The following is an 11091-nucleotide window of genomic DNA, read 5'->3' on the forward strand; positions in this document are numbered from 1 at the left end:
CCCCGAAGCGGACACCCAAATTAACGCGCCCCTATTCAAAAGATACGGAGATTCTGCAAACGTAGCGGAGGGGATGGAATTGGAACTGTAGAAGCGAAGCGCTCGCCTTTATCCCCGGATTTTCCCTTTTGAGAAAGGAATCAGAAAAATCTGGGGATAACAGCGATCGAAAGTCCAATCCATCCCCGAAGCGGTCACCTTTGCACCAAACCTATCTTTTTAACTAACTATGAAAGAAGTGGATCTATTTTGCCATCAGTTACACTGGAACGCAGCCGCAAAAAGCGGCTTGAACATGCACATCCATGGATATATAACAATGAAATTGCCTCTGTTGAAGGAAACCCCGAGCCGGGAGATCTGGTCAACGTATTGAACCACCAAGGTCGCTATCTTGCCACGGGTTACTATAATCCTGCATCTCAAATCACAGTTCGAGTCGTGGCCTATCAACCTTTGGAGTTTGAACAGATGGACACCGCGTTTTTTGCAGCACGTTTCCGTGATTGCTTGCGCCACCGGGAGCGTTTTATCCAGGATGGAGAGGCATACCGTCTCGTTTATGGGGAAGCTGATTTCCTGCCAGGACTGATTGTTGACCGTTTTGGCAGCATCCTTGTTGTTCAATTGCTCACACTCGGCATGGACCGTTGCCGCGAAGCGATTGTACAAGCTCTAATTGAAGTAATGCAGCCGGAAGGCATCTATGAACGCAGTGATGTGTCCATTCGTGAACTGGAAGGTTTGGAGCAGACGAAAGGACCATTATATGGGGATTGCCCGCGTCATGTCACGGTAACAGAGAACGGATTACTCATTAAGGTGGATATCGTGGAAGGCCAGAAGACAGGGTACTTCTTTGACCAGCGCGAGAATCGTGCAGCCATCGAACCACTTATGAAGGGTTGGGGTTACAAGAGTGGCATTACGCTCCAACAGACCGAGCAGGATGATACGCAGCAGTTGCTTCCTGTGAATAAAAGCGGCAAGGTTGTGACGTTCCCTTATTGGGATGGGGCCACTGTGCTGGAATGTTTCTCCCACACAGGTAGCTTCACATTGAACGCCTGCAAATATGGAGCCAAAAAAGTAACATGTCTTGATATCTCAGAACATGCGATTGAAAGTGCACGTACCAACGTAGAGCTGAACGGTTTTACTGATCGGGTCGAATTTGTCGTTGCGGATGCATTCCAATACTTGCGTGAGCAGGTGAAAGGCCTCGATGAGCGTAACGTACGTGCCCGTGCTGGCGAACAGAAAGTGGATACGTCCAAAGCGCTTGCAGCCGGTGGTAAAACATTTGATGTGGTCATCCTCGATCCGCCAGCCTTTGCCAAAACGAAATCAGCAGTCAAAGGCGCATGCCGTGGATATAAGGACATCAATCTGCAAGGAATGAAGCTGGTGAATGAGGGTGGGTATTTGGTAACGGCAAGCTGTTCATACCACATGCGTCCGGATCTCTTCCTGGAAACTATTGCGGATGCAGCCGAAGATGCAGGCAAAGTACTGCGTCTGATCGACTGGAAAGCAGCCGGTAAGGATCACCCACAAATTTTGGGCGTAGACGAAGGTCATTACCTGAAATTTGCCATCTTCGAAGTACGCAGCAAAAGGAATTAATCGAGCGTGATTTCATTTTAAGATCGAATATACATTTACGCAAAGAGCCCACTGTTTTCATAAGCTGTGGGCTTTTTGCTATGCTCGTGGAGAAGCTTTCTGTAATTGCCGGATAGTGGCAAACGTATGTTCCGAAACAAGTCAGATATGTTATACTGGGAATTAAAATCTTGTTCGTGATGGTTTGGAGGATTAAACATGTCCGTACGCTTTGTTATTGGCCGGGCAGGCAGCGGTAAGAGTGCGCTGATTACCCGGGAAATCACATCCCTGCTTCAAAAGGAACCACAAGGTAAACCACTGATTCTTCTGGTCCCGGAACAGAGTTCGTTTCGAACTGAACAGTCACTGGTATCTTCAGGGGCTATTAAAGGTACCATGCGTGCTGAAGTGCTTGGTTTTCGCCGATTGGCCTATCGGGTAATGCAGGAGGCAGGTGGTTCTGCACGTATTCCCATTGGGGCTGAAGGAAAAAAAATGCTGCTCTACAAAGTGCTTCAGCGTCGTAAGGAAGAATTGAAGCTGTTTGGAGCATCGGGCAGCCAGCTGGGATTTATAGGAGACTTAAATGATTTATACAGTGAGTTTAAACGTTATGAATTTGACCCCACTTCACTGGAAGAAGGACTTTCCGCATGGAATACTTCCTCTTCTGCACCGATTCTGGGAGACAAGCTGCATGACTTGCTACTTATATACCGTGACTATGAAAAGGAATTAACCGAACTATATATCGATGATGAAGACACGTTGACTGAACTGACAGAGCGGTTGCCGGAGAGCACGTTGCTGCAAGATGCACAGATCTGGATCGATGGATTTCAGGGATTTACTCCGCAGGAAATGAGTGTCATTGGAAAACTGATGCTGCAAGCTTCTTCCGTTACAATTGCATTGACGTTGGATCGTGCTTACGACCACGGCGCACTTCCAGCAGAATTGGAGCTGTTTCATCCCACAGCGAGTGCATACGCACGTCTAAAAGGCATGGCTGAAGATCTGGGTGTTCTTAATGAGACAACTGTACTTCAACCGGAAGTTTTGCCAAGATATGAAGGCAGTCCTGGACTGGCGCATTTGGAGGCTGGCTTTGATCGCAGAGTTCGCTGGAAGAGTGAGGGGCGTGATGCGGGTGTCCGACTTTACGCCGCTGAGAACCGCCGGGCTGAGATGGAAGGAGCACTTCGTGAAATGCGTCGTCTGGCGCAAAATGAAGGTGCTCGGTATCGAGATATGGCAGTGCTCGTTCGCCAGTTGGATACATATGCCGACATTGCTGAGCCTCTATTCAGAGACTATGGCGTGCCTGTCTTTCTGGATCGGAGAAGAAACGAACTACATCATCCATTAGCGGAATTTATTCGTTCAGCACTCGATATCGTTCGCCGTCGCTGGCGTTATGAGGATGTGTTTCGCTGTGTGAAAACGGATCTGCTGCTTCCACGGGACGGTTCCATTACACGTGAAGATATGGACCAGCTCGAGAATTATATTTTGGCTTGTGGAATTCACGGATACCGCTGGACAGATGGCAAGCCATGGAAGTATGTACCTAGCTTGTCCCTGGAAGACAACGATCAGGATGTCCGCAGCCGGGGTCGGGAGCAGATGCTGTTCTTAATGGAAAAATGCCGAACAGTGATTGTTGATCCACTAGGTGCTTTTGAGAAACGAATGAGCAAGGCAAAGACAGCTAAAGACCAATGTGCGGCGCTATACAGATTACTGGAAGATGCCGAGATTCCTTGGAAGCTGGATCAGATGTCTGCAGAAGCCAAGGCCCAGGGTGACCCGGAACGTTCAAGAGAGCATCGTCAAATGTGGGGTGCCGTCCTTGATCTATTAGATCAGATGGTTGATATGATGGGGGCTGAACGGCTGGATATCGATTTATTTGCCGGGCTAATGGAGACCGGATTAACCGAACTGAAGCTGGGACTTGTTCCTCCAGCGCTTGATCAAGTGTTGGTTGGATCGATGGATCGTACACGTCTTCAGGGTATCAAGTACGTATTTATTCTGGGTGCAGTAGATGGTGAACTGCCTGTTGTGCCTCAGGATGATGGTGTATTAACTGAGCAGGAACGGCTGTTATTGACAGAGAGAGGACTGGGACTTGGGCCAGGAGCAACAAGACAAATGCTGGATGAACGCTTTCTGATCTATACAGCCCTGACAGCGGCGAGCAAGCAGTTATGGCTGAGTTATCCCGTTGCAGATGATGAAGGGAAGACATTACTGCCCTCGGAAATTGTACGACATGTACGGAAGATGTTCGGTCTGCATGAGCAGCCATTGCTTGCCCAGCCGCCAGTTACCGATGCTGAAGAGATACACTGGTCTTATGTTAACCATCCTGGTCAGAGCCTCTCTTATCTCATCGGACAATTGCGCAGATGGCGCCGTGGAGAAGATATTCCTGAAATGTGGTGGGCGATCTATAACTGGCATGTCTCTAGGGAGACGAGCAGACCTCAGCTAAAACAATTGCTTGGATCGGTCTTTTATCGCAATCGGGCGTTACCTCTGCGTACGGCTACGAGCCGTAGATTATATGGTACAGAGGTAAGGACCAGTGTCTCCAGAATGGAGCGTTTTGTGGCGTGTGCGTTTTCCCATTTTGCATCCCATGGGCTGCGATTGAAAGAGCGCCAGTTGTACCGCTTGCAAGCCCCTGATATTGGACAATTGTTCCATGCTGCCTTGAGTCAGCTTGCCATACGTTTGCGTGAGCAGAATCGCAGTTGGGGCAGTCTGTCTCCGGATGAATGTCGGAAGGAAGCGGAGCACACCGTGGAGCAGATTGCACCACAGTTGCAGGGAGAGATTTTGCTTAGCACGAAACGGTATGGTTACATCTTCCGGAAGCTGAAGGATATCGTTAGCCGGGCTTCGGTTATTCTAGGTGAACAGTCCAGACGGGGAAGCTTTGAACCGATTGGGCTGGAGCTTGATTTTGGACCAGGTAAACCCCTGCCACCGCTTCGTTTTGAATTGGAAAATGGCTGTGTGATGGAGATTGTCGGGCGTATCGACCGTGTGGATGTGGCTGAAGGAGAGAACGGCTTGCTGCTTCGGGTCATTGATTACAAATCGAGCCAGACCGATCTCAAACTGCATGAGGTGTATTATGGCCTGTCATTGCAGATGCTCACGTACCTGGAGGTGCTGCTTAGTGCTGCCGAGGAATGGCTTGGAGAATCGGCGATGCCTGGAGGAACACTCTATTTCCATGTGCATAATCCGTTGCTTCAATCCGCAAATGGCATGACTTCTGAGCAGGCAGGACAAGAACTGCTGAAACGGTTCAAAATGAAAGGCTTGCTGCTGGCGGACCGGGATGCGATCGCCCAAATGGACAATACCCTGGACAAAGGCTATTCAGCCATTATTCCGGTTGCGCTTAAGGCAGATGGCAGCTTTTATAGCAGCGCTGCTGTAGCTACGCCAGAACAATGGGATACCTTGCTTGCTTCAGTTCGTAGCAATATACGTGAGATTGGCACCCGGATTACGGACGGGGATGTGGCAATTGAACCTTACCGTATCCAGCAGGAGGTTGCATGCACCTTCTGTCCGTACAAGCCAGTCTGTCAATTTGATGAAAATATCGAAGGCAATGAATATAATCTGTTGTCCAAACCGGGCAAACAGCAAATCTGGGACATGCTGTCTCATGACAAAGGAGGGGAAACATCATGACGATTATGCCAAAACCGGAGGGAAGCTTCTGGAGCGATGACCAATGGAGTGCCATCTCACAGAGTGGGGAAGACATCCTGGTTGCTGCTGCAGCGGGTTCCGGGAAGACGGCCGTATTGGTTGAACGGATTATTCGTAAGATTGCAGACCCTTCCCGCGGATTCAGCGTAGATCGTTTGCTGGTTGCAACATTTACGAAAGCTGCTGCGGCCGAGATGAAGCAGCGGATACGGGAAGCACTGGAACGTGCACTTGAAGAGCAACCTGCCGAAGAACATTTGCGCAAACAACTTTCACTACTTGGGCGGGCATCCATTACAACACTGCATTCATTCTGTATGGAGGTCATTCGTCGTTATTATCAGCAAATTCCGCTAAACCCGGCTTTCCGGATTTTGAATGAAAATGAAGCCGAGATTATGCGGCAGGAATTGTTGGAGCAGTTGTTTGAAGAAAAGTATGGGGAAGAAGACGAAGGAAGTACATTCCGCGAATTGGTGGATTGGTTCAGTGGAGAACGAAACGATGATGCCATGCATCGACTTGTGCAGCGTTTGTATGATTTCTCACGCAGTCATTCCTGGCCGGATCATTGGCTTGCGGAGATGGCATCTGCTTTTCAGGTGGAAAGTGTCGAGGCACTTGGGCATTCTGCATGGGTTCAGAGTATTTTACGTGATGCGGCTCTTGCCCTAAGTGGTGCGGCTGGTCTGCTGCGTCAAGGAATCAGCATATCTATGCAGCCGGAAGGTCCGAAACCTTATGCAGATACATTAAAAGAAGATTTGGCAATGGTCGAAGAGCTTCTGTCAGCTGTTGAGGTCATGCCGTGGGAAAGATTGCCTGAAGTGTTTCAGCCAGCATCTTTTGGCAAGCTGAAGCCTTGCAAAAAGGACCAGACGGACCCGGGGTTACAAGAACAGGTCAAGGAACTGCGTGAGGCTGCGAAAAAAGCCGTGACGGATCTGAAAGGGTCATTGTTTGGAAGAAGTGCGTTTTCTTTCTGGCAGGAGCTGGAGCAGGCGGCACCACTAATGCAGGAACTGTCCAAGCTGGTCAGTGCATTTGGAGAGCGATATCGACAGGCCAAGCAGGAGCGCGGTCAGGTTGATTTCAGTGACCTGGAGCATTACTGTCTTCATATTTTGCGCCATGAGGATTCAACCCCTGAGCTATCCATGCCTTCGGATGCAGCAATGGAATATCGGGCACGTTTCGATGAAGTGCTGCTGGATGAATATCAGGATACAAATACGGTGCAGGAAGATATCGTCAGACTGATTTCCAGAGAAAATCCAGGAAATCGATTCATGGTTGGTGATGTAAAACAGAGTATTTACCGTTTTCGTCTGGCTGAACCCGGTCTGTTTCTGAACAAGTATCGTCAATACGCAGCGAATTCGGATATGGAAGTGGACGGAGAGAAAGAGTCATTGCATGCAGGAAGACGTATTGATCTTGCGCGTAACTTCCGCAGTCGTGCAGAAGTAGTCCATTCGGTCAATATGTTATTCAAGCAGCTCATGAATGAAGGGGTAGCTGAGATTGCCTATGATGAACGGGCGCAGCTCGCTTATGGGGCTACTTTCCCGGCAGAGACGCTTGGAGATGAGGTATACACACCTGAACTTATGTTGATTGATCGTCAAGGCGGAGGACCTGATCTGACGGAAAGCACGGACGAGAATGGGGATGCTCTGCCTTCTGCCGAGCTGGAGAGTGCCGAGCTCGAAACCGCCCAGCTGGAGGCTCGGGCCATGGCGCGACGTATTCGTGAAATGGTGGGAGATACGGATAAACCAGCCCTTAACGTTTATGATAAAGCCCTCAAATCCATGCGACCTGCGCGTTACGGAGACATAGTTATTTTGCTTCGTTCTGCCCTGATGTGGGCTCCACTCATGATTGAGGAATTCAGACAGCAGGGTATTCCTGCCGGAGGGGAGCAAAGCAAAGGGTATTTCCAGGCGACGGAAGTGGAAGTGATGTTGTCATTGCTGCAGATTGTGGATAATCCAAGGCAGGATATCCCGCTTGCTTCCGTGCTTCGTTCGCCGATTGTCGGATTGGATGAAGAGGAACTGGCTCAGATTCGCCTTGGGGACAAGCGACAGTCTTTCTATGATGCTGTTGTATCAGCTACAGGAGCATTCACTAGTTCGTTGAATGTTTTCGGGCAGTCTGGTGAGAAAGTTTCGAATCCGGATTCATCTGCAATCCAGCTGCAATGGCCGGAAGCCTGGTCAGAAATGGAACAGGGGCAGCGGGAATCGGCAGTATCCGCCGAGGCAGACGTTATCGAAGGCATATATGAATCCTCTGTACAGGCAGATACAGATGAGGTTCTGGATGCTGGAATAGATGCAAGTATGGGTGGACGTATAAGCGATGATGCGGATAGGGACAACGGTACCAGCACGGAACTGCAACAAAAGTTAATTCGCTTTATGCGTCAGTTGGAACAGTGGCGGCTTGAAGCCAGACAAGGCAGCCTGAGTGAACTCATTTGGCGCATGTACCGGGAAACGGGTTATCTGGACTGGGTTGGCGGCCTACCTGGAGGCATGCAGCGTCAAAGTAATTTGAAGGCTCTGTATGATCGCGCTCGGCAATATGAGGAGGCAACGGCTAATCGTGGGTTGTTCCGCTTCCTGACCTATGTATCCAGACTACGTGAGAACGGGGGAGATCTTGGCACCGTAGCAAGTGGTTCTGGTGAGCAGGACAATGCGGTACGCATCATGACGATCCACCGGAGTAAAGGCTTGGAATTCCCTATTGTTTTTGTCGGGGGCATATCCAAAATGTTCAATCAGCAGGATCTGAATTCGCCGTTTCTGATGCATAAGGAGCTGGGGTTTGGCCCAAGGTTTGTTGATCGTGAGAATCGGGTTGCCTATCCAACCTTGGCGAATCTGGCGATTCGTCGTCGTGCCCAGTTTGAGCTGCTTGCCGAAGAGATGCGGGTGCTCTATGTGGCTTTGACCCGCCCAAAAGAGAAAATGATTTTGGTTGGTACGGTGAAAGATGTTGTTAAAAAGGCAGTGGCATGGTCTCAGATTAAAGACAGTCCGGAACGGGTATTGCCTGACTATCTGCTTGCAGCAGGACGTAGTTATTTGGACTGGATCGGTCCGTCTCTGATGAGACATCCAGACGCATCTTTGCTGCGTGAACTTGCGGGAGGCGCTGATTCATATGCTGCCTGTCTTGTGGATGATGAATCACGCTGGAGTATTTCCGTCATTTCTGCTGATCAAGTATCCAGGGAAATATTTGTGGATCAGACACTTGGTGAAGAAGACGGCATGACAGAAGTGCGGAAACATCGAATTGCTGCCCTAAAAGCAGTTCAGCCTGTGGAGCTGTTTCCTTCCTCCACTGAAGATGAGATGATCGAGGATACACAAGATGCAACACCACGAGATATCAGTGAGGAAGATGTATTTACAATAGGTGAGCAAGAGGGTATACAGCTGCTTCGTGAAGTTGATAAACGGCTTTCATGGACGTATCCTCATCAAGCAGCAACGCAAGTAGCTGCCAGTACATCGGTTACCGAACTAAAAACATTGCTAGCCATGCAAGACCATGAGTCCTTACAGATGGTGGAGGAAGTTGAAGAACAATCTGAGGCTTCTGTGGATTATGAGGGCCGTGAAGTGAAGGATGGAAGCTCGTCCTTTAAATTGCATCTACGTCGTCCCAAATTCATGGAGGAGAAACAATTGACTGGAGCCGAGCGGGGGACGGTATATCATACGTTGATGCAGCATCTTCCTGTAGATGGCTCACCCGTTGATTCGCGAATCGTTGAGCAGACACTTTTGCGGTTAGTTGAGCTCCAGATTTTGCTCCCCCATCAAGCAGAGGTTATTGAGTCTGATCAACTGGCCGAATTCTTCAATACAGAACCTGGGACAGAATTGTTGCGTGCGCAGTGGGTGAAACGGGAGATCCCATTTATTTATGGACTTCCGGCACATCATTCACCTGCCGAATGGCTTCATAGTCTGTCACCAGATGCAGGGATGCAAACGTTGGAGGAAGACGGTAAGATGCAGGCATCACTAGAAAATGAGACGGTGCTAGTACAGGGGATTATTGACTGCCTGTATGAGGTGGATGGCGAGCTTGTTTTGCTAGATTACAAGACAGATCGGGTGTTGGAGCATCGCGGTGGACTGGACAAACTGACGGAAAACTATCGTTTCCAGCTGGAGCTGTATGGCCGGGCTATTGAAGATATTCTGGGTCGGAAAGTCGACCGGAAGTGGTTGTACTTTTTTGATGGCGGAATTGCTGTGAAATTATAAAGTGAAATTTTAAAACGGCCGGATGGAATTTGTATCATCGGATTTTGCATGAGAGAGGGGTTGAACGGACGATGCGTATTTTGCACACAGGGGACTGGCATCTGGGGAAAACGCTGGAGGGACGGAGCCGGCTGCGAGAGCAGGAGGATTTTGTGGATGAGCTTGTTAGACTCGCGGATGAGCAGCAGGCAGATGCCATATTGATGGCTGGAGACGTGTATGATTCTGTAAATCCGCCTGCATCGGCGGAACAGCTTTTTTATGAGGCTGCGGCGCGTCTGACAGAACAAGGAAGACCACTTGTGGTAATTGCCGGGAACCATGATCAGCCAGAGCGAGTGGCTTCGGTGACCCCGCTTGTGAACAGACAGGGAATTACACTTGTAGGTATGCCTACTTCAGAAGCAGTTACTATCCATGCAAAGCGAACTGGAGAGACTACGCAGATTGCTGCATTGCCATATCCCTCGGAAGCGCGACTGAACGAATTACTGACAACGGATGGGGACGAGAATGTACTTCGCCAGGCATACAGCCGCCGGGTTGGCATGTTAATGCAGCGTCTGGCTGCTTCCTTTCGTCCGGATACGGTGAATTTGGCGATGAGTCATATTTATGTTCTGGGCGGAGTGGAAAGTGATTCGGAACGTCCCATTCAGGTAGGGGGGGCCTATACGGTTGACCCTTCTGCATTGTCAACAGGTGCGCAATATACAGCACTGGGGCATCTTCATCGTGCGCAGGCAGTTAAAGGGGACGGTGTGATTCGATATAGTGGCTCTCCACTGGCCTACAGTTTCTCCGAAGCGGGGCAGAGTAAGTCCGTCACCATGGTTGATCTGGCACCGGGGGGTGCCGCAAACGTGGAAGAAGTGCTGTTGACCTCTGGACGTCCACTTGTGCGTTGGAAGGCGCGTGGCGGTCTGGCTGAGGTTTATCGTTGGCTGGATGAAGGGCGTGATCCTCAGGCTTTTATTGATATGGAAGTATGGCTGGATGACGCAATGTCTCTGAAAGAAATCCAGCAGCTTCGTAAGTCGCATGACGGGATCATCCATATCCGTCCGGTGTACCCCGAGATGGCAGCCGCAGGGCTTTTGGAGCAACGATCCGAGCTTCCCGTACATGAGCTTTTCCGCAAATTTTATCAGCGTCAGACAGGTGGGGCATTACCTGAAGACAGTCTGGTTCAACTGTTCCTGGAACTCGTCGATGAGGACGAGCCGGGTATGCGTGAGGAGGTCGAGGGAAATTGAAGCCGATTTTATTGAAAGTTGCAGGTCTGCAAAGTTATCGGGAGACTCAGGAGATTGATTTTACCGTATTGACAGAAACGGGACTGTTCGGCATTTTTGGTCCTACAGGCAGTGGGAAATCTTCTTTGCTCGACGCGATTACGCTGGCGATGTACGGAAAAGTGGAACGTGCGGTTAACGGTACCCAGGGA

5 protein-coding genes are annotated in these 11091 nt (G+C 49.8%); all 5 read left to right on the plus strand.

The window, feature by feature from the left end:
- Nucleotides 1–249 precede the first annotated feature (249 nt).
- Nucleotides 250–1626 carry a class I SAM-dependent rRNA methyltransferase gene (locus G3352_RS20200; RefSeq protein WP_163759212.1) on the plus strand — a complete coding sequence of 459 codons (1377 nt, stop codon included), beginning with the start codon at nucleotides 250–252 and terminating at the stop codon, nucleotides 1624–1626.
- Between the two features lie 198 nt (nucleotides 1627–1824).
- Nucleotides 1825–5328 (plus strand): helicase-exonuclease AddAB subunit AddB, encoded by a 3504-nt coding sequence (addB, locus tag G3352_RS20205; protein ID WP_163759213.1) that lies wholly within the window; start codon nucleotides 1825–1827, stop codon nucleotides 5326–5328.
- Complete coding sequence (gene addA / locus G3352_RS20210) at nucleotides 5325–9644, plus strand: helicase-exonuclease AddAB subunit AddA (protein ID WP_163759216.1); 4320 nt, start codon at nucleotides 5325–5327, stop codon at nucleotides 9642–9644. The genes addB and addA overlap by 4 nt, the downstream gene beginning before the upstream one ends.
- Before the next feature lie 71 nt (nucleotides 9645–9715).
- Nucleotides 9716–10900: an exonuclease SbcCD subunit D gene (locus tag G3352_RS20215; RefSeq protein WP_163759218.1), complete on the plus strand. Its 1185-nt coding sequence runs from the start codon at nucleotides 9716–9718 to the stop codon at nucleotides 10898–10900.
- On the plus strand, nucleotides 10897–11091 hold a 195-nt coding region (locus G3352_RS20220; RefSeq protein ID WP_163759220.1), incomplete at its 3' end, for an AAA family ATPase. The genes G3352_RS20215 and G3352_RS20220, both read left to right, overlap by 4 nt.

The organism is Paenibacillus sp. ALJ109b, assembly GCF_010747435.1.
Taxonomy (GTDB): domain Bacteria; phylum Bacillota; class Bacilli; order Paenibacillales; family Paenibacillaceae; genus Paenibacillus; species Paenibacillus taichungensis.

Coding starts and splice junctions, on each gene's coding strand:
- G3352_RS20215 (WP_163759218.1), top strand. CDS start 9,716: ATGCGTATTTTGCACACAGGGGACTGGCATCTGGGGAAAACGCTGGAG.
- addB (WP_163759213.1), top strand. CDS start 1,825: ATGTCCGTACGCTTTGTTATTGGCCGGGCAGGCAGCGGTAAGAGTGCG.
- addA (WP_163759216.1), top strand. CDS start 5,325: ATGACGATTATGCCAAAACCGGAGGGAAGCTTCTGGAGCGATGACCAA.